Origin of the sequence: Rothia sp. HMSC072B03 (assembly GCF_001809565.1) — a bacterium.
Lineage (GTDB): Bacteria > Actinomycetota > Actinomycetes > Actinomycetales > Micrococcaceae > Rothia > Rothia mucilaginosa_A.
The window spans coordinates 59,636-83,712 of sequence record NZ_KV797969.1 but is presented as its reverse complement, the minus strand read 5'-3'; the positions used below and the strand labels follow the sequence as shown (position 1 = coordinate 83,712).

22 protein-coding genes and 2 tRNA genes are annotated in these 24,077 nt (G+C 63.9%); 9 read left to right on the top strand and 15 right to left on the bottom strand.

What is annotated here, in order from left to right:
- Window positions 1-267: 267 nt before the first annotated feature.
- Entirely contained in the window at window positions 268-2,046 is a 1,779-nt protein-coding gene (locus tag HMPREF2630_RS03750; RefSeq protein WP_143131589.1) for a long-chain-fatty-acid--CoA ligase, read from the bottom strand.
- Between the two features lie 144 nt (window positions 2,047-2,190).
- On the opposite strand from HMPREF2630_RS03750, the gene HMPREF2630_RS09180 reads away from it, so the two are divergent.
- The 3 genes from HMPREF2630_RS09180 (at window position 2,191) to HMPREF2630_RS03740 (ending at window position 4,195) form a co-directional block, all read left to right on the top strand.
- Window positions 2,191-2,340, top strand: coding sequence for a hypothetical protein (locus HMPREF2630_RS09180; protein WP_168162477.1), 150 nt, complete (start codon window positions 2,191-2,193; stop codon window positions 2,338-2,340).
- Window positions 2,340-3,002, top strand: a complete 663-nt coding sequence (locus HMPREF2630_RS03745; protein ID WP_070483451.1) for a sugar O-acetyltransferase — start codon at window positions 2,340-2,342, stop codon at window positions 3,000-3,002. The genes HMPREF2630_RS09180 and HMPREF2630_RS03745 overlap by 1 nt, the downstream gene beginning before the upstream one ends.
- Before the next feature lie 77 nt (window positions 3,003-3,079).
- Window positions 3,080-4,195 carry a hypothetical protein gene (locus HMPREF2630_RS03740; protein ID WP_070483449.1) on the top strand — a complete coding sequence of 372 codons (1,116 nt, stop codon included), beginning with the start codon at window positions 3,080-3,082 and terminating at the stop codon, window positions 4,193-4,195.
- A 119-nt stretch (window positions 4,196-4,314) separates the two neighbouring features.
- On the opposite strand, the gene HMPREF2630_RS03735 is transcribed toward HMPREF2630_RS03740, so the two are convergent.
- The 6 genes from HMPREF2630_RS03735 to HMPREF2630_RS03710 all read right to left on the bottom strand — a co-directional run bounded on the left by HMPREF2630_RS03735 (window position 4,315) and on the right by HMPREF2630_RS03710 (window position 12,655).
- Window positions 4,315-5,793: a dihydrolipoamide acetyltransferase family protein gene (locus tag HMPREF2630_RS03735; RefSeq protein WP_070483447.1), complete on the bottom strand. Its 1,479-nt coding sequence runs from the start codon at window positions 5,791-5,793 to the stop codon at window positions 4,315-4,317.
- A 147-nt stretch (window positions 5,794-5,940) separates the two neighbouring features.
- The gene (locus HMPREF2630_RS03730) at window positions 5,941-6,927 is read right to left on the bottom strand and encodes an alpha-ketoacid dehydrogenase subunit beta (protein ID WP_049343135.1); all 987 of its coding nucleotides are present in this window, start codon (window positions 6,925-6,927) and stop codon (window positions 5,941-5,943) included.
- 2 nt (window positions 6,928-6,929) lie between these two features.
- Entirely contained in the window at window positions 6,930-8,096 is a 1,167-nt protein-coding gene (locus HMPREF2630_RS03725; protein WP_049343134.1) for a thiamine pyrophosphate-dependent enzyme, read from the bottom strand.
- 373 nt (window positions 8,097-8,469) lie between these two features.
- Window positions 8,470-9,597, bottom strand: coding sequence for a histidinol-phosphate transaminase (locus HMPREF2630_RS03720; RefSeq protein ID WP_049343133.1), 1,128 nt, complete (start codon window positions 9,595-9,597; stop codon window positions 8,470-8,472).
- Window positions 9,598-9,716: 119 nt separating this feature from the next.
- Window positions 9,717-11,999, bottom strand: coding sequence for a hypothetical protein (locus HMPREF2630_RS03715; RefSeq protein WP_053090102.1), 2,283 nt, complete (start codon window positions 11,997-11,999; stop codon window positions 9,717-9,719).
- Window positions 12,000-12,049: 50 nt separating this feature from the next.
- Entirely contained in the window at window positions 12,050-12,655 is a 606-nt protein-coding gene (locus tag HMPREF2630_RS03710; RefSeq protein WP_049343132.1) for a hypothetical protein, read from the bottom strand.
- A 426-nt stretch (window positions 12,656-13,081) separates the two neighbouring features.
- Here HMPREF2630_RS03710 and purB point away from each other — a divergent pair, with 426 nt between their 5' ends.
- Complete coding sequence (gene purB, locus HMPREF2630_RS03705) at window positions 13,082-14,515, top strand: adenylosuccinate lyase (RefSeq protein WP_049331463.1); 1,434 nt, start codon at window positions 13,082-13,084, stop codon at window positions 14,513-14,515.
- Between the two features lie 116 nt (window positions 14,516-14,631).
- On the opposite strand, the gene HMPREF2630_RS03700 is transcribed toward purB, so the two are convergent.
- Window positions 14,632-15,543, bottom strand: coding sequence for a hypothetical protein (locus HMPREF2630_RS03700; RefSeq protein ID WP_049343131.1), 912 nt, complete (start codon window positions 15,541-15,543; stop codon window positions 14,632-14,634).
- 299 nt (window positions 15,544-15,842) lie between these two features.
- Between HMPREF2630_RS03700 and HMPREF2630_RS03695 the strand changes: the two genes are divergently transcribed.
- Both HMPREF2630_RS03695 and HMPREF2630_RS03690 read left to right on the top strand, forming a co-directional pair.
- Window positions 15,843-16,904, top strand: coding sequence for an EamA family transporter (locus tag HMPREF2630_RS03695; protein ID WP_049343130.1), 1,062 nt, complete (start codon window positions 15,843-15,845; stop codon window positions 16,902-16,904).
- 88 nt (window positions 16,905-16,992) lie between these two features.
- Window positions 16,993-17,427: an EamA family transporter gene (locus tag HMPREF2630_RS03690; RefSeq protein ID WP_239663124.1), complete on the top strand. Its 435-nt coding sequence runs from the start codon at window positions 16,993-16,995 to the stop codon at window positions 17,425-17,427.
- Between the two features lie 105 nt (window positions 17,428-17,532).
- Here the strand turns inward: HMPREF2630_RS03690 and HMPREF2630_RS03685 are convergent, their stop codons facing one another.
- Together HMPREF2630_RS03685 and HMPREF2630_RS03680 are read right to left on the bottom strand one after the other, a co-directional pair.
- Window positions 17,533-18,318 carry a spermidine synthase gene (locus HMPREF2630_RS03685; protein ID WP_049344257.1) on the bottom strand — a complete coding sequence of 262 codons (786 nt, stop codon included), beginning with the start codon at window positions 18,316-18,318 and terminating at the stop codon, window positions 17,533-17,535.
- A complete protein-coding gene (locus tag HMPREF2630_RS03680; RefSeq protein WP_049344253.1) occupies window positions 18,318-19,091 on the bottom strand; it encodes a DsbA family protein in 774 nt (257 codons plus the stop codon). Before HMPREF2630_RS03680 ends, HMPREF2630_RS03685 begins: the two co-directional genes overlap by 1 nt.
- A gap of 217 nt (window positions 19,092-19,308) precedes the next feature.
- Between HMPREF2630_RS03680 and HMPREF2630_RS03675 the strand changes: the two genes are divergently transcribed.
- Both HMPREF2630_RS03675 and HMPREF2630_RS03670 read left to right on the top strand, forming a co-directional pair.
- A tRNA-Thr gene (locus tag HMPREF2630_RS03675) sits at window positions 19,309-19,383 on the top strand.
- Window positions 19,384-19,504: 121 nt separating this feature from the next.
- Window positions 19,505-19,741 carry a hypothetical protein gene (locus HMPREF2630_RS03670; RefSeq protein ID WP_049331448.1) on the top strand — a complete coding sequence of 79 codons (237 nt, stop codon included), beginning with the start codon at window positions 19,505-19,507 and terminating at the stop codon, window positions 19,739-19,741.
- Window positions 19,742-19,848: 107 nt separating this feature from the next.
- On the opposite strand, the gene HMPREF2630_RS03665 is transcribed toward HMPREF2630_RS03670, so the two are convergent.
- From HMPREF2630_RS03665 to HMPREF2630_RS03655, 3 genes are all read right to left on the bottom strand, one after another.
- Window positions 19,849-20,724, bottom strand: a complete 876-nt coding sequence (locus HMPREF2630_RS03665) for an HpcH/HpaI aldolase/citrate lyase family protein (protein WP_049344249.1) — start codon at window positions 20,722-20,724, stop codon at window positions 19,849-19,851.
- Between the two features lie 182 nt (window positions 20,725-20,906).
- Complete coding sequence (locus HMPREF2630_RS03660; protein WP_070483445.1) at window positions 20,907-21,446, bottom strand: dehydrogenase; 540 nt, start codon at window positions 21,444-21,446, stop codon at window positions 20,907-20,909.
- Between the two features lie 232 nt (window positions 21,447-21,678).
- A complete protein-coding gene (locus HMPREF2630_RS03655) occupies window positions 21,679-22,689 on the bottom strand; it encodes an NAD(P)H-quinone oxidoreductase (protein WP_070483443.1) in 1,011 nt (336 codons plus the stop codon).
- Between the two features lie 125 nt (window positions 22,690-22,814).
- On the opposite strand from HMPREF2630_RS03655, the gene HMPREF2630_RS03650 reads away from it, so the two are divergent.
- A tRNA-Ser gene (locus HMPREF2630_RS03650) sits at window positions 22,815-22,902 on the top strand.
- Between the two features lie 101 nt (window positions 22,903-23,003).
- On the opposite strand, the gene HMPREF2630_RS03645 is transcribed toward HMPREF2630_RS03650, so the two are convergent.
- The gene (locus HMPREF2630_RS03645; protein ID WP_070483442.1) at window positions 23,004-23,471 is read right to left on the bottom strand and encodes a hypothetical protein; all 468 of its coding nucleotides are present in this window, start codon (window positions 23,469-23,471) and stop codon (window positions 23,004-23,006) included.
- Between the two features lie 162 nt (window positions 23,472-23,633).
- Window positions 23,634-24,077, bottom strand: a 444-nt coding sequence (locus HMPREF2630_RS03640) for a hypothetical protein (RefSeq protein WP_168162476.1), incomplete at its 5' end; no start/stop codon positions are given.

Below are 24,077 nucleotides of genomic sequence, written 5' to 3'. Positions count from 1 at the left end.
CATAGAGCGCCGACAAGCCGATGCGAATGATGATGGGACAATTACAGCACGCACAGGGGCGGCGGTGGAAGTTAAGGGTCAATCATGAGACACAGAACGTCAAGCTCGTCATATTTCGTCATATTTCGTCACACGATGATTATTCGCCAATTCCACTCCCCCACCAGCCGTCCGTCGGCGTCAACGCAAAGCGCCGGCCCGGGCCTAAAACCCGAGCCGGCGCTCATCGTACCCGCCCGTTACGGGCGGGCGGCAAACCAACCGACACTACTGCTCAAAATCGCCCGAGGCAATCAGCTGCTCCCGCACCTTACGGCGCAGCACCTTGCCGAGCATCGAACGCGGCAGGTCGTCCACGACCACGATGCGGCGCGGCACCTTATAGCGAGTCACCTTCGAGTAGCAGTGTTCGCGCAGGGTGTGCTCCTCCACCACCCGGCCGGGGGCGGGAACCACCGCGGCCACGACCATCTCGCCGCCGCCGGGCAGCGGGATACCGACCACCGCCGCATCCGCGACCGTATCGTGCTGCTTGAGGGCGACCTCCACCTCGGTCGGGGAGACGTTGAAGCCGCCGGTGATAATGACCTCCTTGATGCGGTCCACAATCTGGATGAAGAAGTCCTCGTCCAGACGCACAATATCGCCCGTGCGCAACCAGCCGTCGGGGGTGATGGTCTTCGCGGTCTCGTCTTCACGCTTCCAATAACCCATGAAGCGCTGGGGACCGCTGACCCACAGCTCGCCCTCCTCACCGAGAGGCACATCCGCACCCGTCTCCGGATCCACCACGCGAATATCGGTCGAGGGGAAGGGCACACCAATCGAGCCGGCGCGGCGAGTGTCGTTCAGCGGGTTGCAGGAGACCAGCGGGGCACACTCGGTCAGGCCGTAGCCCTCCACCATGAAACCGCCGGAGGCTTCCTCCCACTCGGCCACCAGTTCGGGCGGCAGGTTCATCGCGCCCGACACCGCGTAGCGGATACCCTCCAAGGACACGCCGCGCTTCTTCGCCTCATCCATCAGACGGCGGTACACCGGCGGAACCGCAGGAAGAATCGTCGGGCGGGTCTTCTTCATCGCCTTCAAAATCAGGTCCATGTCCACGGTCGGGAACAGCACCAGACGAGCACGGCACAGCGACGCAATCGTCACGCCCAGGGTCATGCCGTACGCGTGGAAGAGCGGCAGAACCGAGTAAATCACCTCGTCATCGCCCGGGTTAATCCACGCCTCACCCATGCGGCCATTCGACTCCAGGTTGCGGTGCGTGAGCATCACGCCCTTGGGCAGACCCGTCGTGCCGGAGGTGTACTGCAGCAGCGCAATATCGTGCGCGGTCGGGCGGCGATGCGCGGGATCAATACGCTCGCTCTTAAGCAGCTGCGACCACGGCACCGTACCCGGAGCCGGGCCCGTCAGCTTCTCACGCGAGGCACGCGCGCTCTTGACGGGCAGCTTCAGCGCGGTACGCATGAGGCGCGGCATCGCCGAAATCAGGTTCACCGAATAAACGTGGGTGGGGCGGATATCGGCCGGCATCTCGGTCACGTGCGAGGCAATTTTGTCCCACACAATCGCGACCTTCGCGCCGTGATCCTCAAACATGTGGCGCAGCTCGGCCCCCGTGTACAGCGGGTTATGCTCAACCACAATCGCGCCCAGGCGCAGCACCGCGTAGAAGGAGGCGATGTGTTGCGGGCAGTTCGGCATAATCAGGGCCACGCGGTCGCCGGCCTGCACGCCAACCAGGCGCAGGCCCTCAGCGACGCGCTCAATCTGCTCACCCAGCTCAGCGTAGGTCGTGGTCGCGCCAAAGAACTCCAGGGCGACCTTCTGCGGGACGCTACGCACCGCCTCATCGATGAGGTGGCTCAGAGAGGTTTCGGGTAATTCAATATCGCGCGCGGTCCACGGGGTATAGTTCTTCAGCCAGGGGCGGTGCGCCAGGGGGTTCTCACCGGATTCGGTAGCGGGTGCGCCGAACACCGCGGCGCGCGCGGGGGTAGCGTCCCCCGTGTTCGTGTTCTTCTGAGCCTCAGTCATGATTTCGATTGTGCCCGCCGACGACCCCTCGGCTCAACTTCCAGCGCCCTTCCAAGCCATCTTCACGGCAGGCTCCCAGCTAAGGGGACCCGTTCCACGACGCTCCCCGGGGTGCGCTCGACGCAACTCTGGGATACTTAAACCATGAGTAAGCGACAGCAAGACATAACCGACGAGCAGTTCAAGCAGCTCCTCCGCGAAATTTCCAAGCGCTTCGCCATCGCCGGAGGAGTCGTCATTCTCATCGGCTTGGCGATCATCGCCCTAGTCTACCTTCTGGGAGGAGCCCACTAATGCACACCCCGCAGCGCCCCACCGGCGCCGTCTTCAACCGCATGATTTCCGGTGCCGCCTACATGCCCGACGCCGAATGTGTGGCACAGACTAAGCGCATCCACGCCGCCACCGTCCTCGCGGAGGAACACTACGCCCGAGGCGAGCACGCCCAGGCCATGCACGTCTACCGCGAAAACCTCGGCCACCTGGGCGAGCACTCCCACATCCGCCCCGGCGCACGCTTCGACTACGGCGTGAACACCTACATTGGCGACGGCTCCTTCTTCAACTTCGACTGCGTATTCCTGGACGTCTGCCCGATTCGCATTGGCTCCACTGTGCTCGTCGGCAACAACGTGCAGTTCCTCACCCCCACCCACCCGCTCAACCCCGTCGACCGCGCAGCGTACTGGGAGGGCGGCGAACCCATCACCGTTGAGGACAACGTCTGGATCGGTGGCGGCGCCATCATCCTGGGCGGCGTGACCATCGGCAAGAACTCCGTCATCGGTGCGGGCACCGTCGTCACCAAGGACGTCCCCGCAAACTCCGTCGTGGTCGGCAACCCCGGACGCGTGGTTCGCACCCTCGACGAGAACGAACGACCCGCACACCCCCACCCCTACTCCGCCGAATCCCTCGAAGAGGCCCGAGCCTTCCAGTCCGAGCACAGCGAGTAGGCTAAGACCCGCTCGGCCCGCGAGCCACCGCACACACCGGGTCGCCAGACGATCCCCGAACCCCGTTATCGGAAGCCATGAATACACAACACAACCAGCAGCCGGAGTCCCACCCGGCGGCCAGCCAGCAGGCAAAGGGCAACGACAATTCCGCGCCCAGCGAGCAGGATCTGTGGGACGCGGCCTTCTCCTCCGACGACCCCACGGTCGTGCTGACCGCCGAGGACCTGCAGCAGGCCGCCTCGCGCCGCGCCGAGTCGCAAACCACCGACGGGGAAGCGACCCGCGCCTTCCCCAGCCCCATCCCGGCTCCCAGCCCGCAGGATGACGCGGACACCTCGGACAGCGGGGAAAGCGCCTTCGGCTGGCTCAACACCCCCGGCTCGGGTAGCTCGGGTGGCGGCGCATCCGCGGGTTCCGCGCCCGCGCAGAGCGCCGCATCTGCCCCGAGCGTGTCCGAACACCGCGGCGCGCAGACCGCCAACGACCGCGGAACGGCACCCAGCTTTAGCCCGCAGAACACCGCACCGCGCGCGCCGGAACAGCCCACCCAGCACGGGGGCTTCGCCGTCCCCGCGGGCCAACCCGCTCAGCCCATCCTCCAGCCCGGCGAACCGGTACTCACTGCCGCCACCGCCCTGCAGATGCAGAAGGAACGGTACTCCCGCATGCACGTGCTCCCGGGCCTGCTCGGCTGGCTCGTGGCCATCACCCTCATGGACGGCGGCCGCTGGGGCATCGGTGCCTGGCTCACCTCTACCGGGCAGGAGCAGTCCCTCGAGTACCACGCCGTCATCGGACGACTACTCTCCGGGGAATCCTCCGTAGTTCCCGTGGCGGTCGCCCTGAGCGTCCTCATCTTTGGTGCCTACCTGGTCGGCGGATACGCCGCCGGACGCATGGCTCGATTCGCCGGCTCCAAGCAGGGTATTGCGGTGTGGCTGTGGCACCTCATGGGCCTCATTGTGGCTTCGCTGGCCACCTACCTGGTCCCGCAGATTTTCCCGAACGGCACCGCCGCGTTCTCCATGCAGCGGCTCATGAACGGGGATACCTCCAACGGCCTGCTGGCGATTATGCTCATCCTGGCGCTCAGCTTCCTGGGAGCCCTCATAGGCGGCGCCTGCGGGCAGATATACCACCGCCGCGTGGATAAGTACCCGAGCACCCGGGTGGAGCGCGAGGACGGCTAGCCTCCGAAGCACCGGACACCGCACCGATGCCGATACAAAACGCGAAGACCTCCGGCGCACGCTATGTGCGCCGGAGGTCTTCGCGTTGAGCGACCCTTCGGGGCCGTTTAGGTTATTGCCTAGTGATCCAGCAGCAGGGCCGGTTCCTCCAGGATGGCCGCCACATCGGCCATGAAGCGAGCCGAGAGGTCGCCGTCCACCACGCGGTGGTCGAACGAGCCGCCCAGGGTCGTCACCCAGCGAGGAATCACTTCGCCGTCGACCACCCACGGCTTCTGCTTGATGGTACCGAAGGCCACAATCGCAACCTCACCCGGGTTGATAATCGGGGTACCGGTATCAATGCCCAGCGAACCGATATTCGTAATGGTCAGGGTGCCGTTCGCCATCTCTGCCGGCTGGGTCTTGCCCTCACGAGCGCGAGTGGTCAGGTTGTTCAGGGCAATCGCAAGCTCACGCAGGGAAAGCTCCTGGGCATCCTTGATGTTCGGGACCATCAGGCCGCGCGGGGTGGCGGCCGCAATACCCAGGTTCATGTAGTGCTTAATCTGAATCTCGCTATCGGTCCAGGTTGCGTTGACCTGCGGGTTGCGCTCGGCGGCCCAAATTACCGCGGCGGCCAGAACCAGTAGCGGGGTGACCTTCACGCCCTCAAAGTGGCGGGACTTCTTCAGGCGCTTGACGAACTCCATGGTGCGGGATGCATCCACGTCCACGAAAATCGACACGTGCGGGGCGCTGAAGGCCGAGGCGACCATGGCCTTCGCGGTGGCTTTGCGCACGCCGCGCACCGGGATGCGCTCGATGCGGTCGCCCGGGGTGGTTGCACCCTGCCAGAAGGGCTGGCGGGCACCGCTGTGCTGCACGTCCTTGAGGTGGGCAACGTAGTTCATGAGGTCCTGCTTGGTCACCTGGCCGCGGGCACCGGTGGCGGTCACGTGGGCCAGGTCGACGCCGAGTTCCTTAGCGGCCAAACGCACCGGAGGAGCCGCCAGGGTCGGGCGGTGCGGAACCTGCTCGGGAGCCAAAGTCGGCGCGGGAGCCGCTGCGGGCTCGGGTGCCAGACGCTGCACCACCGAGTTCAGCGGGGTGTTCTCCACAAAGCGGGAGGCGCGCTCGGCCAGCTCGCTCAGCAGGCCCTGGTTGCGGTTTACCGGGTCGGAGGGGGTGTGCGCCACCGGTGCCTGGACTGTCGGCGCCGCGGGTGATGCGGGGGCGGCAGGTGCGGGCTGGGCCGCGGAGGCGGGGCGCTTACGTGCGCGGCGCTTAACGGCGTCCGCCTTGGGTCCGGAGCCGACCAGCGCGGTGCCGGATTCGGTCTCCTGCTGCGGCGCGGCGGGGGCGGCCGGGGCCGCGCCGTCGCCACCGGAGATGCGGATGATGGGGGTACCCACATCAACGGTTTCGCCTTCGGCAACGAGCAGCGCCTCGACGGTGCCAGCGTAGGGCGAGGGCAGTTCGACAACGCTCTTGGCGGTCTCAATCTCGACCAGCACATCGTTGATGGCGACCTCGGTGCCGGTTGCGACCTTCCAGCTGAGGATTTCAGCCTCGGTCAGGCCTTCGCCCACGTCGGGAAGCGAAAAAATCTGGGACATATTTACCTCTCACTAGGGCATATACCCTACATGGAATATTATGGGCGGTCCTATCCGCCGCGAGCGTGCCGTCGGTTTCGGGCCGGCGACACACCTCAGAACGAAGCGTCAAGAAGCGGGGTGCACATACCAACCCCGAAACCGCGCCTAGTAATCGAAAGCGCGGTCAACCGCCTCAAGAATACGGTCAATATCGGGCACGTACTCCTCCTCAACACGGGACACCGGGTACGGCATGTAGTAGCCACCCACGCGAATCACCGGGGCCTGCAGACTGTAGAAGCAACGCTCCGTAATCGCGGACGCCAGCTCACCACCCATGCCACCGAAGGTGGGGGCCTCGTGGGCAATAATCAGTCGACCGGTCTTCGCCACCGAGGCGGCCACGGTCGGCACATCCAGCGGAGAAATCGAGCGCAGGTCAATAACCTCAATCGAGCGGCCATCCTCAACCGCGGCCTCCGCGGCTGCCAGAGCAACCGGAACCAGCGGACCGTACGCAACGATCGTGGCGTCGGTACCCTCGCGCACGACCTTGGCGCTAAACGGGTCGAAGGAGGTGTCGTTCAGGTCCACGTCCCCCTTGAGCCAGTAGCGGCGCTTGGGCTCAAAGATAATGACCGGATCCGGGCACTCAATCGCCTTGCGGGTCATCCAATAGGCCTCGTGCGGGCTCGAGGGAGTCACGATGCGCAGGCCGGCGGTGTGGGCGAACAGCGCCTCGGGTGACTCGGAGTGGTGCTCCACCGAGCCAATCACGCCGCCGTAGGGAATACGAATCGTCACCGGCACGATGTACTGCTTATCGGTGCGGTTGTGAATCTTCGCAAGCTGGCTCGTGATTTGGTTGAAGGCGGGGAAAACGAAGCCGTCGAACTGAATCTCGGGAACGGGGCGGTACCCGCGCAGCGCCATGCCGATGGAGGTGCCGATAATGCCGGACTCCCCCAGCGGGCTATCCATGACGCGGCGGTTGCCGAAGCGGGCCTGCAAGCCCTCGGTCACGCGGTACACGCCGCCAAGCTTGCCGATATCCTCACCGAGCAGAACCACGGTGCGGTCAGCCTCCAGGGCATCCTCCAGGCCGCGAGTAATGGCCTTGGCGAGGGTCAAACGCTCAATGTTTTCGCTCATCTTTACTCCTCTTCAAAGCCTGCGTTGTAGGTGCGGTAGAATTCGCGGTCGTCCTCAACCTGCTGGTGTTCCTGGGCGTAGACGCGGTCGAAGAAGTGCTCAAAGTCTGCCACCTCGGCGGACAGTACGGCATCGCGAACGCCGGAGGCGACCTTCTGGGCAGACTCGGCAACCTCCTCGAAGAAGGCATCGTCGGCGTAGCCCTGCTCGCGCAGGTACTTCTCGAGGCGAATCATGGGGTCGCGGTGCAGCGGTCCCTCAAGGTCGGCCTCGGTGCGGTACTTCGTGGGGTCGTCGGCGGTGGTGTGCGGGCCCAGGCGGTAGGTCTCGGCCTCGATGAGCACGGGGCCCTCGCCGGCGCGGATCTTCTCCATGGCGTAGCGGGTTGCGGCGAGCACGCCCAGGATGTCATTGCCGTCCACGCGCAGGCCCTCGAAGCCGTAACCGGCGGCTCGGGTCGAAATCGGCACGCGCGACTGCACCTCGAAGGGAACCGAGATGGCCCAGCGGTTGTTCTGCACGAAGAAGAGCACCGGGGCGTCGTAGGAGGCCGCGAAGACCATGGATTCGTGAACGTCGCCCTCGCTAGAGGAGCCGTCGCCGAAGTAGACCGCGACGGCGGGCTTCTGCGCGTCGGTTGCGGGGTCGGTGGCCTGGCCCTGGCCGGTGGGGCGCTTGCCGGTTTCAGCCTCGATATCGGCATCGAAGTTCAGGCCCATGGCGTAGCCGACGGCGTGCAGGGTCTGGGCGGCCAGCACCTTGGTGTAGGTGTGGAAGTTGTGGGCCTTCATGTCCCAACCGTGGGTGGTGGTGCCGCGGAAGATGGTAATCAGATCGCGGAAATCCACACCGCGCGCCAGGGCGACGGCGTGCTCACGATAGGAGGGGAAGATGTAGTCGTTGGGGGCGTAGGCCAGTGCGGAGCCGACCTGCGCGGCCTCCTGGCCTCGGCTAGGAACCCACAGGGCGAGCTGGCCCTGGCGCTGCAGGGCGGTCGCCTCGTCGTCGAAGCGGCGGGTGGTGTACATGAGGCGGTAGGCCTCGCGCAGGGTATCACCATCGACGTCTTTGACGTATCGGCTAAAGGTGCGGTGTTCGTGGACGGTGCCGTTCTCATCCATGAGCTGGATGCGCTCGGGCACTCCCGGGTACTTGTCGTTCTCGTGCATCTAACCTCCACACGTGACGATGGCTTCGCCTGCGGGCTACCGGGGCCAAGCCTCATTCTCCACGAAAGGTGGAGGGTTGAGAGGCTGATTTACGGCCGGTGCACCATCAGGACTGGGCATATATACCTACCAGTTTACTATTTCAGGCTCTCGGCAATAACGTGCACGCTCGGAACACGCCTGGAACACCGCGTATTGCGCCCCGTCATTCAGCATATGAGCAGGCGAAAACCGGCGGCGCTACCAATTGCGTTTAATGGCCAAAGGAACCCTCCTATATATTCGATAATCAGAATATATAGGAGGGTTCCTTCATCTTCATCCGCTCAGGACCGCTATACGATTCAAGCTTATCCAGCGATGTTGAGCGAGATTAGCCCTCCTGCGCGAAGAGCTCGCACAGGGACAGGAAACGGTCGTTTGCCTCGACCTCGCCGATGCTCACGCGCACGCCCTCGGACCCGAAGGCACGCACCGAGAGAGCGTTCCGGTTCATGAGGTCAACGAAGTCACCGGTCCGCTCCCCCAGGGGCAGCCACACAAAGTTTGCGTAGGTGCCCGGGAACTCGTAGCCCAGTTCGCGTAGACGGGCCGTGACGCGCTCACGCTCGGCCACGATGTGCCTGACCCGCGCCATGACGGCCTCCTGGTGCTCGATGGAGGCGACGGCGGCCCGCTCGGCCAGGGCGGACACGGCAAAGGGCGTCGCGGCAACCCGCAGGTGGCGGGTAATCTGCGGATGCGAAATCGAGTAGCCCACGCGCAAACCCGCCAGGCCCTGCGCCTTGGAGAAAGTGCGCAGAATGATGACGTTCGGGTAGTCACGGTAGATGTCCAGGCCGTTCAGTGGGGGCTCTTCCCCCTCCGGAATGGAGGAGGCCGCGCAGAACTCGAAGTAGGCCTCGTCGATGACCACGGGAACGGTAGCCGGCACCTTCGCGAGGAAGGAGCGAATCTGGCTCTCGGTCACGGCGGGACCGGTCGGGTTATTGGGGGTGCACACCAGAATCAGGCGGGTGCGGTCGGTGACGGCCGCGGCCATAGCGTCCAGGTCGTGCGCGCCGTCGGGCAGGTTCGGCACCTGCACGCTACGAGCGCCCATGATGCCAACCAGAATGGGGTAGGCCTCGAAGGAACGCCACGCGTAGATGACCTCGTCCTGCACGCCGTCGGCGTTAACGCCCGCGAAGGTTTTGAGAATCTGGTTGAGCGCGCCGAGGCTGCCGGCGCCGGTCACGATATCCTCGGCATCCACGCCCAGCTGCCCGGCGAGGGCGGTGCGCAGGGCGGTTGAGAGGGGGTCGGGATAGCGGTGCACCGCATCGAATTCGGCCAGCACGCGCGCCACCTCGGGCACGGGGCCCAGCGGGTTCTCGTTAGAGGAAAGCTTGTACCGGGTCAGGCCCTCGACGGGAACGGGAGGCTTGCCCGCGGCGTAGCTGGGCAGGGTGTCGAAGACGGGGCGGACCGGGATGCTGGTGGGTTCTTCTGAGTGGCTCATAGCTTTAGTATGTGCCTGCGAGCGCCGCGGAGCCAGCGCTATCGGGGTGAAGACCAGCATGGGGACAGGACGAGCCATCCCCATGCCGGTCTCCGCCACCTCACCGGCCGGGCTCCCCACTAGGCAAATACCGGCTCCCGCTCAACGGTGACGGCGCGCCGAGGCTCCGGTGCGGGGTGTATCAACCCCGGGTCGATCTCCTCGGGAGGAATCGGCGTGTGGAACCCCGGGTCGATGTCCTCGGCCGGCGCCACGGGCATGGGAACAGGCTTCAGCTCTGGTAGGTCGGGGGTAAGCGATTCCTCACCATCGTAGTCCCCGCCCTGTCGGGGCCCGAGGAATGTGCCCGCAAACGCAGAACCAATTTTAGGGAGTGGCAGGTCATCGATGGTTGGCTGATTAATAACCTTTCCGATGTTTGCCTGTGAGCCTGCGGGCTCTGGTAGAAGGTCCGGCGGGAGCAAATCTGCAGGGGGTGGTGGACCCTCCGGCTCGACTCGAGCGGGCAATTTGATAGGGGCAGGCTCCGGGCCGCTCAGGTCCGCCGGCAAGTTGATGGCGGACGGAACATTCTGCGGGTCGTATCCCTGCAGGGGAGGTGTTTTGGGCGTCTGCGGTGCAGGCATCTCGGGCCAGGTCGGCTTCGGGCTCCCCGGCTCCTGCGACGGTTTAGGGCCCGGGTGAGGGAGACGCCGTTCGGCGCTCTCCCACGTATCTTGGGCTGCTTTTTGGATCCGTTCCCCCTTATCTTTGGCGTCCTGAACGCCCTTGATCATTCCACCTGTTCCATGTTCAATCGCTTCGTCTACACCCTTCTCGTCAAACCTAACCCCCGATTTGTAGGCCTGTCGCGAGTAGATTCCGATACGTGAGATCGTTACGTCCCTTCGCTCAGCTAGGCTGTATCCGTCCGGCATAGCAGAACCCGAGGTAACCTTCTGCTCCCCCAGCACGTATTCCTTACCATCCATCGCCGCACGCATGCCACCAAAAACCGCGTTACTATGCCCCTCACGCTCTAGAGCTTCTCGGTATTTTTCGCCATCGTGTACAGGGTTCTGGATGGTAATTGCTGTATCACGGTCGTCAGGACGCCAGCCGCCCTCTTCCCGCCGTGCACTATCCGGAACAATATCGCCTTCGCCTTCCACATAGTCCACGGCGAAGTCTCGGCGTTTGGCGGGCAAACCTCGTAGCGGAGCACCTTGGGCGTAGATACCGACGATGTTGATTTCTTTGGCGACCTCGAAACTATTAGCCATGTTGTAGGCAATCATGGCTCCCTGGCTGAACCCTTCCAGGTACACGCGGGCCCCCTGCGGCGCACCGGCATCACGCAAAGCCTGAAGAACCATCCGATAGGCGGGGTTCCTCGTGGTATCTTCACCTAACGTTTCACGCACAGCACCCGCAGGGTCCATGGGAGAGCCGCCCCAGGAGTCAAAGTTAGTCCCCGGAATACTCACCACGTACAGGGCGTAGGCGGGGTCACCCTCGTGGCCTTCTTCGTACATGACGGTGACCATCACGGCGCCGCGTTCGCCCTTCGTCGGGTCCTGCTGAGAACGCTCGAATTCCTGGTCCTGGGCTTTGGCAGCCGCCTGCAAACGTTCCGAGCTGGAGCCTACGGAAAGCTGATTTTTCTCTCCCCGGTGCGCCGCGACCCCGTACTCATCAGCCGAAGCGGTACGCACGTTGTGTGCCGTGCTGCCCACGTCCCGCCACGTATTCTCTCTCTTCAACGATAGGGTGGCCCTCCCGATGAATTTCTCAATGATTTTCGCGGGGATTCCGGTGATCCTGGACAGCCGTCCAGCCACTCGCCGGCGGGCAATCTCGGGGTTGAGTCGGGCGTCAAGATAGGCTGTCGCTCCGAAAAGTACCGCCGCGACGAGGGGTGAATAGGGCATCGCTATTGATGCGCTATAGTACCCGAGCTCGGGCAGCGTCAGCCGGATAAGGTACCGGACCTCGTCGGGGTCGCCGGCGAGGGCGCCGCGGATGTGGGTTCGCACCGTCAGCCCGTCAGGGAGCTTACCGTCCTGGGCGATACCGAGCGATTCGAACCAGCCGGCTACCATGTTCTCGACCTGCAGGTAGGCGCTGTGGGCGAGGCGCACGGCCACCGCCGTGGCCACCAGATCGGCGGCGCTTTCGCCCATCCCGGCGGCCAACATGGTGCACTGGCCGCTGGCCAGACGGGCGCGCGCGTTGACCCCGAGAAAGAGCATCGTCTCTGCGCCAATGCTCGAGATGGGCACCGGACGTTCAGCGCAGCGCTGGCTGGCGTGGGCGAGGGAATCGGCGATGGCGGGCATCTCTTCCAGTGTGACGGTGATGGTCGCCCCTGTGGGGGCCGAGCCGCTCCCCTCGATGGGAAGGGCGTACGTTGCGTTGGTCATGGGTTCTCCTAGATGGGTTCTCCTAGCGACGACTAGCAGTGAGTAGCGGTCTAATAGCCGGTTTGGCGGGTAACGAGCGCGTTGAGCCCCTCGGGGAGGGTGACGTGCATGAGGGAATCAAGCTCGTGTTGCGCGGACCCCGCGTGGCGGGCCACGAGGTCCTCCAGTTTTCCGGGGTCGAGGATATCGGCGGCGGTATCCGTGAGGGACCCGAGAAGGCTGTCGAGGGCACCGGCCGCGGCGGTAACGGCCTGGGCTTTGGCGGTCAGTTCGGCGGCGAGCTCTTCAGCGGCGGCGGCAATATCGGCCGCCGCGTTCTCGGCAATCTGTGCCCTGTCTCGAATACTGTCGCGGTGCCTTTCGAGCTGTCTGCGGAAGGCGCGGCCCGCCTCCGAGGCCCAGTGCTCTGTTCCGAGCTCGCCGGTGCGCGCGTAGACCCCCTGTATCTCGTGGGCTTCGGCGCGCATGCGTGCGGAAAGCTCGGCACCCTTGGTGCGGGCCAAGGCGGCTGCCGCGAGGAGCGAGGCGGCGAACGCGCGTCCGGCCGCGGAGCCGATGCCCATATGGCCGGCGGCACGCAGAATATCCGCGGTGCTGGGCGGGTTGGGGGTTCCCGGAGGCGCAGATGGCGGTGTGGAATCGACGAAGGTAGGCACGGCGCGTCCTTTCGGAGGAGCCGGTTACGGATACCGGCTTAGCGGGTGGACTTTGGTTCCAGCCTATGGGCGGGCCGGCGTTGCTCCCCCCGGCTTTTAGCCACCTGTGGATAGCGACCCCACAAAACGAAAAATCCGCACGGATTTGAGCTGCAGAACCCGCAAAATGCTTTATCCACAGCTTCCGCCGCCGTCATATTTCCGCGCAAAGATTGCCTCGAAGCCACTCCGAAACCGCTTCGGAACCGAAAAAGCGCCCACCCGTTGGAGTCGGCGCGCCCGCGGCGAGCGCCGCCCGGACCATCCCCGACACCACCCGGACCGCAGTCGGGGCCTTCGCCCAAACCACTATCCAGAGCACCCTCCAACCGCCCACCGCCCCGCACCCCGCCCGCATTTTCCGGCGATCCATGCGAAAATGGAGTTATGTCTCACACCAATAACACCATCCTGCCTTCTGGCCGTATCGATTTGGGCACCGGCGAACTCGCTCTGGGCCCCCTGGACGGACGCTACGCATCCGTCACCGCACCCCTGACGAACTACCTCTCCGAGGCCGCCCTGAACCGCGACCGCATCCACGTCGAGGTCGAGTGGTTCATCTACCTGTGCGAGCACAAGGTGCTGCCGGGCCTGTCCCCGCTGAGCGAGGAGCAGAAGAAGGGCTTGCGCGCCATCGTGACCGATTTCAACGCCGAATCCGTGGCCGAGCTGGCCGAGATTGAGGCCGTGACCGTACACGACGTGAAGGCCGTCGAGTACTACATCGGTCGCCGTCTGAAGGGCCTGGGCCTGGACCACCTGGTGCCGCTGGTTCACTTCGGCTGCACCTCCGAAGACATCAACAACCTCTCCTACGCCCTGGGCATCAAGGATGCCGTGCAGAACGTGTGGATCCCCGCAGCCGAGGAGCTGATTGAGGTTCTGCTGAACCTGGCCGAGGAGGGCCGCGAGGTTCCCATGCTCTCGCGCACCCACGGTCAGCCCGCAACCCCGACCACCCTGGGCAAGGAGATGGGCGTGCTCGCCTATCGCCTGAAGCGCCAGGTCAAGCATGTGAAGGCGACCGAGTTCCTCGGCAAGATCAATGGTGCGACCGGCACCTATGCCGCGCACTACGCCTCGGTGCCCACCGCCGATTGGCAGAAGATTTCTCGCGGTTTCGTTGAGCACCTGGGCCTGACCTGGAACCCGCTGACCACCCAGATTGAGTCGCACGACTGGCAGGCCGAGCTGTACTCGGATATCGCGCACTTCAACCGCGTGCTGCACAACCTCTGCACCGACGTGTGGAGCTACATTTCGATTGGTTTCTTCCGCCAGATTCCGGTGGCCGGTGCGACCGGTTCGTCCACCATGCCGCACAAGGTTAACCCGATTCGCTTCGAGAACGCGGAGGCTAACCTGGAGCTCTCCAACGCCCTGCTGGATTCGCTGGGCTCGACCCTGGTGACCTCCCGCTGGCAGCGCGACCTGACCGATTCCTCGGCTCAGCGCAACATCGGCGTGGCCTTCGGTCACTCGGTCCTGGCCATCTCGAACGTGGTGAAGGGCCTGAAGCGCCTGGACATCGCGGCCGACGTGATTTCCGCCGACCTGGACTCCAACTGGGAGGTTCTGGCCGAGGCAATCCAGATGGTGATGCGCGCGGAGGCTATCGCGGGTGTTCCCGGCATGGAGAACCCCTACGAGCGTCTGAAGGAGCTGACTCGTGGTCACCGCGTGGATGCGGCTCGCCTCAAGGAGTTTGTGGCAACCCTGGGCCTTTCCCCCGAGGCCGAGGAGCGTCTGTCGAACCTGACCCCGCACACCTACAACGGCATTGCGGCTCAGCTGCTCGATCACGCGAAGAACGCGTAGTCGGTAGCATCGGCTGAACGCCGGCCTTAACGCTGAAGACCCCGGGTCCCTGAGTTCAGGGATCCGGGGTCTTCAACGTGTTGGGGCTTTGCTATGTCTGCTAACCAGCGAGGGTTTTAGCGCTCGAGCATGGGGCGGTTTTCGGTCTCAGTGTCGTGGCCCTTGCCGCGGGTGAAGACCTTTCCGGCAGCCTTACTAGCGACCTTGCCCGCACCCTTGAGAATCGAACCGGCCTTATCCACGAGCTGGCCTCGTTCGCCGCGGGTGCTCTCCGGGGACTCATCCTCTTCGGACTTTACGCGCGGTGCGCGCGGGGTAATCATGAGCTCCGTGGGGAAGTAGGCGGGTGCGTCGCCGAAGGCTCGGCGGGTGTTGCGCACGACGTCCTTGCCGAGGGTCAGGTTCGCGCCACCGCCAACGACTGCGCCCACGCCGAAGGGCAGGGCACGGCCGAGCAGTGCACCGGTCTGGCGGGTGAGGAAGCGGCGGATGAACATGTTTCGGATGGTGCGCTCGACGCTGAACATCTTGCCGCCGGAGGAATTGCCCAGCAGCATACCCCACTTGTTGGATACGCCGCTTGCCTTACCGGTCTGCAGCAGCACGGTGTTCATGAGCTGCGAGCCCTCCTCGCCGAGCATGATGGCCATGACCATGGAGCGGGCGGTTTCGGGGTCGTGCACGTGCACGCCGTGCAGCTCGGCGACGGCCTGGGCGTAGAGGGCGGTGCGCTCCATGTAACCGCCCACGGCGAGCGCCGAGAGGCTCATGGAGGTAATGGTGCCGACGCCGGGCACGAATGCGGATGCGCCGGTCACGCCACCGATGGCGGTGATGTCGCGCAGGTAGGCGCGGTCGAGGCGCTTGTGAATCTGTGCGGGGGTTTCGTCGGGGTGCGCTTCGCGCAGCTTCTTGACGATGGACAGCGCGAGCGGTCGTTGCATGCGCAGTACGTTGTCGAGGGTGGTGGTTAGCGCGGGACGGGGGTTGCCGTCCTCATCGAATAGAGACTTCTTCGGGTCAATCATGTCTTTAGTAAAGCACGGTCGGGTGAATATTTCCTGAACGGGCGGGCCTTCCGGCGGGCTGGAAGAGCCTTGTTCACCGAGGGCTTGAGTTCACCGAGGGCTTGAGCGCGGTCGTCCAGCCGGCGCGGCGGCGCTTCTGAAATCGCTTCCCATTTATTTGCGCCCTTTTTTAAACCGCGTAAAATTGTCCTAGGTTACACACTATTCATTGTCTGCATAATGCGTGACCCGTTTCACGGCGATTCGGGTTGGGCTGTACCGCCGATACTTGCTTACGCTTCATGCTGTAAAGGATTACCATGACTTCTTCCGCCAGCACGCCCACGGCTGCGCGTTCTCCCCTGGCCACTCAGGGGCTGGGTGTCGCCTACGCGACCGGCGCGATTATTTCCGCGCAATTCGGTTCAGCCCTCGCGAAGCAGCTCATGGGTGATTTGGGGCCCTGGGGTGTGGTGGCGCTACGTCTGCTGACTTCCACCATCCTGCTGTACGTGTTCTTCCGCCCGAATATTCTCGCGTGGACGCGCGCGCAATGGACCGCGGTCATCGTGCTGGGCGTGGCCCTCACCGGCGCGAACGCCTTCTTCTACGTGGCGATTGAGCAGGTTCCGCTGGCGATTGCCGTGGCAATCGAGTTTATGGGCCCGCTGGTGTTGGCGACCGTTATGTCCCGCCGCAAGCTGGACCTGGTATGGATTGCCCTGTCCTTTAGCGGCATGGCGATTCTGACGGCCGAATCACAGGCCAAGCCTGAGGACTTTGCCCTGGTGGGCGTGTTCTTCGCGGTGCTGACGGCGATTTCGCGTGCCGCCTACATCCTGGCGACGGAGAAGGTGGGCGCGCTCATCCCGGGTATGGGCGGCATGGTGATGGGCAACGCCGTATCCACGCTGCTGGTGCTGCCGTTCCCGTTTATTCTGAGTGGCAATAACCTGTTGAAGGTGACTCAGGACGTTCACCTGCTGGCAATTGGCTGTCTGATGGGCCTGCTGGCCTCGGCCATCCCGGCCCTGGGTGAGGTCTCTTCCCTGCGCCTGCTGCCGGCGCACATCTACAGTGTGGTGCTTTCGCTGGAACCGGCGATTGCCGCGCTGGTGGGCGTCATTATGCTGGCCGAGCCGACGGATGCGGTTCGCTGGCTGGCCATCTCGCTGCTGGTGCTGGCGAGTATCGGCATCTCCATTTCGCACGCCCGCGCCCAAAAACGGGCCCAGGAGCGCGGTGATAGCGAGGAGATGGATCGCTACCTCCCTGGTGCGGTGGATGCGCACGCGGTGGATATCGCACAGATGGCGACCAGTTCCATTACGCTTCCATCGGCCGAGCAGATTAGGGCCGACCGCGAGGCGAAGGGCCTCTAGGTAGCCGTAGAGAGCCCAGCTGAATATTGCGCTGGAGAGCATGTCTCTTCTTTCTCGCACCCCCGGGTAGCACGTAGGATAGTATCTCGTGCCCGGGGGTGCCCTGGTTCCGGGTGCAAGCGGCCTGGCGGTGGCGATGCTGGTCGGCGCCGCGTTCATTGCCCCGGCGGCGGCGGTTGTTCCGGCATCCCAGCCGCTGTGGAACGCGGCTCAGGACCCGGTGCTACTCCTCATGATTTTCGGTACCGCGATGTTCGCCTCGGTGATTCCCTACAGCGCGGAGCTGATGGCCCTGCGCAACCTGCCGCAGCAGGTGTTTAGCGTGTTGATGAGCATGGAGCCCGCCATCGCGGCGATTGCCGGCTGGGCGCTGCTAAACCAGGAGACGGGCCCGATTCGTTGGGTGGCGATCTGCCTGCTCATGACGGCGAGCGTGGGCATTACGCTGACCACCGCGCAGAGCGGCTCTTCCAAGCAGCAGGATGAGGGCGAGGAGCCCGTTCCCATGCCGCTGCCCGAATAGGCCCCGCCCGCGGGCGACGGCCCGGGGTCGCCGGTGCACGGCATATAGAAAACCGTTGAGGCGGGTACCCGGTCGGTACCCGCCTCAACGGTTTAAATCTCGCGCCTAAGCCTCCAGGCTGTCCAGCAGGTCGCGCAGCTCGTCGGTGGTAAGCACCTCCGCCGGATGCGGTCCCATTGCGTACAGTAGGTCCTGGGTGTCCTCGTCCAGCTCGCAGGAGGTACCGATCAGTACGAGGTTTCCCTCGTTCTCGCCGCTGAGCATCGAACTTTCGCACAGGCACCACACATAATCGAAGACCTCGAGCATGGCGGCCGCCTGCAGCTGGAAGAAGGGCAAACCCGCGTCGTCACCCACGTTGATGGCGACCATGCCGCGTTCACTCAGGACGTCCTTGAGTTCGCGGTAGAAGTCGCGGTTCGCCAGATGGGCGGGTGCATCCATGCCGGTGAAAATATCGAGGATAATCGCGTCGAAGCCGGGCACGCCCAGCAGTTCGGGCAGGTTTGCCAGCTGCTCGCGGGCATCGCCCACCACGAGCTGGCAGTCGGTTCCGGCGGGTAGCGGCAGGCGGTCCGTTACAAAACCCATGAGCTCGGGTTCAATATCCACGGCAACCTGGCGGGAGCCGGGGCGGGTCGCCTGAATATAGCGCACGAGGGTCAGCGCCCCCGCGCCCAGGTGCGCGGCGGTAATGGGCTCGCCGGCGGGGGCGAGCGCATCCACCGCGTTCGCGATGCGGCGCAGGTACTCGTAGAACACGTAGGAGGGATCCGCGGTATCCACGTGGGACTGCTCGGCGCCACCGATTTCGAGGACGTGGCCGTGCTCGCTGAACCCGTCGGGGTGAATTTCGGCGCGCTGCCCGCCGGAAAGCTGAATGTGTGCCACTACTTCACGCCAGCTTCACGCTTGAAGGTGCTGACCAGGTCATCCACCGAGGAGGAAGAATCCAGGCCCTCGATGACCTTATCGTTCACGGCGAAGGTGGGGGTTCCCTTCACGCCAATCTTGACGGCGTGCTCGTAGTCGCGCTGGATGGGCTTGACGGTGTCGGAGGCGAGTAGGACCTTGTCGAATTCTTCGGTATTCAGGCCCAGTTCCTTGGCGTAGTCGTTGAAGAGGGTGCGAAGCTTATCGCGCTCCTTGATGCCCTTCCAGTCGTTCTGGGTGGCGAAGAGCTTATCGGCCATTTCGAGGTGCTTACCCTGCGCCTCTGCGGCCTGCACGGCCAGGGCGGCCGGCACGGCGTTGGCGTGCATGCTCAGGGGCATGTGGCGGGCGGTCACGTTCAGCACGCCGTCGAGCTTCTTGGCGGCCTCCTCGAACTTGGGTTCTGCCTTGGCGCAGTAGGGGCACTGGAAGTCGGTGTACAGGGTTGCGGTGCCCGCGCCGGGTACTTCGCGGTTGAGGCGGAAGCCGACGTAACCGTCATCCGCGGTAGCCGATGCGGAAGCGGTCTCCGAAGCCGAGCTCGAGGGAGTAGCGGATGCGCTCGCCGATGCTGCGGCGGTGCTCTCCGAGGTGGCGCTCGCTGAGCCGCCTGCCGAACCGCTCGCGGAGGCGGTAGAGGAGGCCCGGGATGAGCCGCAGGCGCTCAGGCCCAGTGCGGCGGCGGGAAGCGCGCCGATGAGCAGGGCGCGGCGGGTAAAGGGTGAGGTCATGGTATTCCTCCTAAGAATCGGTGCCGGGGCGCACGGATAACGCTTAGGTTCATCTTATCCCGCCGGCGCGGCGGGTGCATGACGCGTCCGCGCGGGGCTCTTGCGCGGAGCCGCCGTAGCAACGCGATGATTCGCCTCTCCCCCGCCTTTTTGGTACTATTGCGGGGTATGCACTGTTCCGCGGAAAGCCCGTCTCAACGCGGCAGGTAGCGTATGTGCCTCTATAGCTCAGGGGTAGAGCATTTCCCTCGTAAAGAAAAGGTCGTGGGTTCGAATCCCACTGGGGGCTCCACATCCGCCGTAACAAGGCCGGTTTCCGGTGTGTTGCGGCGGTTTTTAGTATCGTCTTCGGCACGCGAGGCCCCGACCCCGTTCCGAGGCGTCCGACAGCTCGCTCTATCCCGGGAGGCCTCATGTCTTCGTCCCGCACCTCCGCCCGCAAGGGCTCCTCGCAGCGCGCCCCGTTCACCCCCACCGTGCGCTTCGCCATCGTCTACGTGCTGGCGCTCGTGATTTCGCTGGCGGTTTGGTTCTTCTACCGCGCCGTCTACGAGGACGACACCTCGTTCCTGGTGCCCATCGTGATTTCCCTGGCGACGTCCTACGTTGCCGCGCACGCCCTTACGGGCGGCCGTTCCCCGCGCAACTAGTCGCCAAGCCCGTCCGCCGGTCGGTGGCCGGAGCGTTAAACCAAAGGCCGCGCATCCGAATCCCTCCGAGGGGTCGGATGCGCGGCCATCGCTATAGGGCCGGCGCGTTACTTGGATGCGCGCTGGAAGTCGCTGTCGGTCTTGCCCCACAGGCCGTAAACCTTGGCGAGTTCCTTGACCTTCTTTGCGCGCAGGTAACGCGGCAGGTAGGAACCGTCGCGGGGGCCGTCGATGGGCACGTCGAGCATCTGGTGGGCCTCTTCGATCTCAACCTCGCTGGGCGAGAAGGCCGCGTTGATAGTCTCTGCCTGGCGGATATCCAGGGTAATCTTGCCGGTCATGCCGTGGTCGCTCGCGAAGCCGCAGGCCTTGGAGAGGTCCCCGCCGTAGGCGCCGAGGGTCGGGCCGTCGATGGGGCCGGGCAGGCCACCCAGGGTGGAGGCGATGACCAGCTGCGAACGCACGTAGGCCAGGGCCATGGGGGTTGCGGAGGAACCGGTGTCGCGGCGGTAGTCGCCCGCGCCGAAGGCCAGGCGGAAGGTACCGATGGCGCGAGCAATCTCGACCGAGTGGTGCACACCCAGGGCCGATTCAATCAGCGCGATGATGGGGGTACCGGCGGGCAGCTCAGCTGAGGTACGGTCGATGTCGGTGGCGTGCTCGGCGGTGGCGAGCATGACGCCTCGCAAACCCTTCACGTTCTTGAGGGCCTTGACGTCTTTCCACCAGTGCTCGGTGGTGATGGCGTTGATACGAACCCAGGCAACCACGCCGGAGTTCAGCATGCGGACGACCTGTTCGCGGGAGGCGTCCTTCTCTTCGGGCGGGCAACCGTCCTCGAGGTCAATAATGATGGAATCGGCCTCGGATTCGAAGGCCTGCTCAAAAACGTCTTCGCTGGCGTTGGCGCGAACGAGCAACCAGGAGCGGGAGAGGCTGGGGCGCAGCTGGCGCGCGCGCTCGTTCCGATGGAATTCAAACATGGTGTGTGACTTCTTCCGTCAATCGTTAATGCATTGGTTGTGCCGTAGAGGGCCTGGACCGAGCTGCGATTCTCGATTGCGTACCATCGTCACATCCATTGTGACTGAACCGCTTGCGGGGTGTCATGCACCTCTCTTTTAAGCGTATCGTGTGCCCGGTGGAGCATCAAACTGACGCACCACTAGGCCTCGACGAGTTCGGTCCGTCCCACGGGGATTCCGTCGTCGAAGGTCAGCTCGCCGGCCGCTTCCTTCTGGGCGCGCTGGATGAGGCGTTCGGCCTCTTGCACGTGCTGCACCACGGTCTCAACGCGGCGGTGCACGCTCACCTGGCGGTCGCATCCGGTGGTGCACTCGCCGAAGCAGCGGGCCATGGCCAGGGCCTCGGCGCAGAGGGCCACGGCGTTGCCGGCCTTGGAGAGGGCGCGGTTGAGGTCGGAGTAGGTGCCGAATTGCGAGGCGGGGATATCGCCGTCGCTGGGGGCGAGGCGGTGGGCCTCCATGGCCACGGCACGCACCCGGGGGATGAGGTCGGCAAGCTCGTTGGCGTCCGGCACGATGAGCTCAATCATGGAGGCAGAGGACTCGGTGCCCGCCAGACGCTCGAGCACCTGGTGGAATCGGTCGATGCCGCGAATAAAGCGGTCGTGGGAGCGCCGCCAGATGCCCTTGCCGAGCTCGGCGTCGTCTCGGCGCGATTGCAGGTAGCTTTTGAGTCCCATGAGTCCTCCTCTACGTTAGGTGTGTGCCGTGAACGGTTATCGGGTGGGAGTCGCTCGCGGCCGGTGAGCGTCGGATGCGTACATCACCTTCCGCGGCGAGCTACAAACCCATCTATACTTAGGTTACCCTAAATCTTCTTTTGGTGACGGATCGTCAGGGAAATATGAGCATTTATGTCACGTTTCGCGGAGCGCGGCAACAAGGTTTTCTCCGCACCCCACGGAAACCTGTCTAATCGACCCGTAGCACCACCTTGCCGCGGTGCAGACCAGAATCAAAGTACTCGTGCGCCTCGGCCGCGGCCTCCAGGGGGAATACCCGGTCAAGACCCACGCCGATGCGACCCGACTCGACCAGCGGGAGGACCTGCTCGCGCACGCCGCGCAGAATTTCGGCTTTCTGGGCCTCGGGGCGGCTGCGCAGGCTCGTGGCGTGCACTGAGAGCCGGTGCGTGAGTGCGTACGCGAGGTCCAGCTCGGCCTTTCGTCCGCCCTGCAACCCGATGATGCACAGGTGCCCACCGTCGGCGAGGGTGTGCAGGTTATCCTCAAAGTACCGCCCGCCCACGACGTCCAGGATGTAGTCCGCGCCGCGTCCTCCGGTCTCCGACAGAACGACATCCCGGAACGAATGTTCCCGATACACGATGGGTTCAGCACCCAGCGAGCGCACGTACTCCGCCTTCTCTTCGGTCCCAACCGTGGCGAATACGCGGGTTCCCGCGGCCAGGGCCACCTGAATGGCGTGCACCCCGATGCCCCCGGTGCCACCGTGCACCAGCACCGTGGCGCTCTGCCCGTCCTCGCGCAGGTTCTCGGCGGGATCCATGCTCATGCCGCAGGTCAGTACTAGGTTGGAGTAGACCGTGGCGGCCACCTCGGGTAGCGCCGCGGCCTCTTCAAAGCTCAGGTTCTCGGGCTTCGGCAGCAGCAGATCCACCGGAACCGTCGCGTAGTCGGCGTACCCACCTCCGGGGAGCAGAGCCATCACGGGGCGACCGCAGTTCTCAACGGATGCCCCCTCGCCAACGGCTTCGATTTCCCCGGCCACTTCCAGGCCGTAGATGGAGCTTGATCCAGGAGGGGGCGGGTAGAATCCGCGGCGTTGCAGGGCATCCGCACGGTTGATTCCGGCGGCGCGAACGCGGATGAGCACCTCACGCGAGCGGGGAACGGGGGCGGGAATCTCGCTGACCCGAAGCGCCTCGGGACCGCCGTGGTTTTCCTCAATAATTGCTCGCATGAGCCCTCCTCCTGAGCGGATGTGCCCTCATCGGCACTCGATTTACAGAAAGCATACATCGTGAGATAATCTCGTAGTGCCCTGCGGCACGGTATTGCCATAAAATGCCGGTCTCTGGTGCGTATGGATGGTTGTCCGAGCGGCCGAAGGAGCTGGTCTTGAAAACCAGTAGGCGGTAACCCCGTCTCAAGGGTTCAAATCCCTTACCATCCGCGTTTTAGCTTCTGCTCCACGTGTGGAGCGCGAAGAGCCCCGTTCCTCAATTCGAGGAACGGGGCTTTTACATATACCGGTTCAAGTTACCGGAGGCGCCGTTAGTTAATACCCGACAACGCGTTCGCAATTATCATGATGAGGAAGGCGATACAGAGGAAAAAGCATATCCCCAGACCGTTAAGAACCAGACCACCGGTGGCACGAGCACCGTGCCGTCTTGCCGAGATCCCCAGGCAGAGACCCAGGATGCTCAGCAACGGTGAAAAGATAACTACCTGCGTACCATTTTCTCCAAAACCTTGGACAATTAGCCAACCCCCTAGGAAGAAAGACAGGGGACCGAGGAAGCCAAAGAGTATGGAGAAGTTCGCCATTCCCTTACCGACCGCTTGATCTGCGGGCTCATCCGGAGAACCATCCGAAGAGTCATCCGGGGACTCGTTTGCGGATAGTAGCTGTTCGTCAGAAGCATCCGGGCTAGACTGTTCGCTGTCATCTTCCTGGTAGAGCTTGGCGTATTCGGGGTTGTAATCGAAGGCTTCGTTGTTTTGGGGTAGCTGCGACATCGCATCCACAACCTTTCAATACCGGGTGTTACCTTCACCCTAGACCTTTCCATCAGAGGGAACAAGCATGTCAGGCTCCACCTGCCGAAACATACGGCATATACACAGAAAAGTCCTGCTCCTCACAATGAGGGGCAGGACTTTTCTGTATTTATCTCGAGGCTAGTTCCAGTACAGCATAAGAGCGTTCAGGCTCCTCGACGGGCCTGCATCATTTAATCCGGACAAGGCGCTCAGAATCATTATGATGAGGGCGACGATAGCAAGGACAACGACTATACCCATCGCGCTGAGAATCATGCCCCCGATGGCGTGCTTACCGTGCCGTCGTGCCACGAATGCCTGTCGGAGACCTAAGATACTCAGGAATGGTGCGACGATGACCAGGAGTATACCGATTTCAATGCCATCGGCAGACCACCAAAACCCTATGAAGAGAGATAGCAGGCCGAGGGCACCGAAAAGCAGGGAGAAGTTCGCTGCTCTTTCACCGGCTTGCGCCCTCCGCACATTGGAAGGGGGCTCGCTTGCACGTAGCAGCTTGTCGTCCATATCATCAGCGTCGGACTGTACGCTGTCATCTTCCTGGTAGAGCTTGGCGTATTC

What these genes read in the sequence shown, in the direction of transcription:
- HMPREF2630_RS03720 (WP_049343133.1), bottom strand. Translation starts at nt 9,597, where the DNA reads ATGAGCCACTCAGAAGAACCCACCAGCATCCCGGTCCGCCCCGTCTTC.
- HMPREF2630_RS03725 (WP_049343134.1), bottom strand. Translation starts at nt 8,096, where the DNA reads ATGCACGAGAACGACAAGTACCCGGGAGTGCCCGAGCGCATCCAGCTC.
- HMPREF2630_RS03735 (WP_070483447.1), bottom strand. Translation starts at nt 5,793, where the DNA reads ATGTCCCAGATTTTTTCGCTTCCCGACGTGGGCGAAGGCCTGACCGAG.
- HMPREF2630_RS03645 (WP_070483442.1), bottom strand. Translation starts at nt 23,471, where the DNA reads ATGTCGCAGCTACCCCAAAACAACGAAGCCTTCGATTACAACCCCGAA.
- HMPREF2630_RS03670 (WP_049331448.1), top strand. Translation starts at nt 19,505, where the DNA reads ATGTCTTCGTCCCGCACCTCCGCCCGCAAGGGCTCCTCGCAGCGCGCC.
- purB (WP_049331463.1), top strand. Translation starts at nt 13,082, where the DNA reads ATGTCTCACACCAATAACACCATCCTGCCTTCTGGCCGTATCGATTTG.
- HMPREF2630_RS03730 (WP_049343135.1), bottom strand. Translation starts at nt 6,927, where the DNA reads ATGAGCGAAAACATTGAGCGTTTGACCCTCGCCAAGGCCATTACTCGC.
- HMPREF2630_RS03665 (WP_049344249.1), bottom strand. Translation starts at nt 20,724, where the DNA reads ATGTTTGAATTCCATCGGAACGAGCGCGCGCGCCAGCTGCGCCCCAGC.
- HMPREF2630_RS03715 (WP_053090102.1), bottom strand. Translation starts at nt 11,999, where the DNA reads ATGACCAACGCAACGTACGCCCTTCCCATCGAGGGGAGCGGCTCGGCC.
- HMPREF2630_RS03655 (WP_070483443.1), bottom strand. Translation starts at nt 22,689, where the DNA reads ATGCGAGCAATTATTGAGGAAAACCACGGCGGTCCCGAGGCGCTTCGG.
- HMPREF2630_RS03745 (WP_070483451.1), top strand. Translation starts at nt 2,340, where the DNA reads ATGCACACCCCGCAGCGCCCCACCGGCGCCGTCTTCAACCGCATGATT.
- HMPREF2630_RS03700 (WP_049343131.1), bottom strand. Translation starts at nt 15,543, where the DNA reads ATGATTGACCCGAAGAAGTCTCTATTCGATGAGGACGGCAACCCCCGT.
- HMPREF2630_RS03740 (WP_070483449.1), top strand. Translation starts at nt 3,080, where the DNA reads ATGAATACACAACACAACCAGCAGCCGGAGTCCCACCCGGCGGCCAGC.
- HMPREF2630_RS03660 (WP_070483445.1), bottom strand. Translation starts at nt 21,446, where the DNA reads ATGGGACTCAAAAGCTACCTGCAATCGCGCCGAGACGACGCCGAGCTC.
- HMPREF2630_RS03750 (WP_143131589.1), bottom strand. Translation starts at nt 2,046, where the DNA reads ATGACTGAGGCTCAGAAGAACACGAACACGGGGGACGCTACCCCCGCG.
- HMPREF2630_RS09180 (WP_168162477.1), top strand. Translation starts at nt 2,191, where the DNA reads ATGAGTAAGCGACAGCAAGACATAACCGACGAGCAGTTCAAGCAGCTC.
- HMPREF2630_RS03695 (WP_049343130.1), top strand. Translation starts at nt 15,843, where the DNA reads ATGACTTCTTCCGCCAGCACGCCCACGGCTGCGCGTTCTCCCCTGGCC.
- HMPREF2630_RS03680 (WP_049344253.1), bottom strand. Translation starts at nt 19,091, where the DNA reads ATGACCTCACCCTTTACCCGCCGCGCCCTGCTCATCGGCGCGCTTCCC.